Annotated in this window: 1 protein-coding gene; it reads right to left on the bottom strand. The window is 39.5% G+C overall.

The genetic code is table 11. The features are described 5' to 3' along the window. On the bottom strand, positions 1-266 hold a 266-nt coding region (locus AAEY62_RS22800), incomplete at both ends, for a phosphoenolpyruvate carboxykinase (ATP) (RefSeq protein ID WP_350636696.1).

Raw genomic sequence — 266 nt, 5'->3', positions numbered from 1 at the left:
CATTTTTAATTTCGTCTGATACGTCATATTTAGTGAAGTTTTCAGTGAAATCGGCTGCAAGTTTAGCTGCATATTCAGCATACTTAGCTTTGTCTTCCCAGGTATTAATTGGGTTAAGTAAGTTGCTGTCTACACCTGGAACGGCTACAGGTACGTCTAGGTTTAAAACATCAATGTGTTGAGTTTCTACGCCAACTAGTTTACCCGATACAATAGCATCTACTACAGCACGTGTAGTTGGAATATCAAAACGCTTACCAGTACCG

Origin of the sequence: Pseudoalteromonas sp. GW168-MNA-CIBAN-0100, from assembly GCF_040309225.1 — a bacterium.
Taxonomy (GTDB): domain Bacteria; phylum Pseudomonadota; class Gammaproteobacteria; order Enterobacterales; family Alteromonadaceae; genus Pseudoalteromonas; species Pseudoalteromonas arctica.
This window is presented reverse-complemented; position numbering and strand designations above follow the sequence as displayed.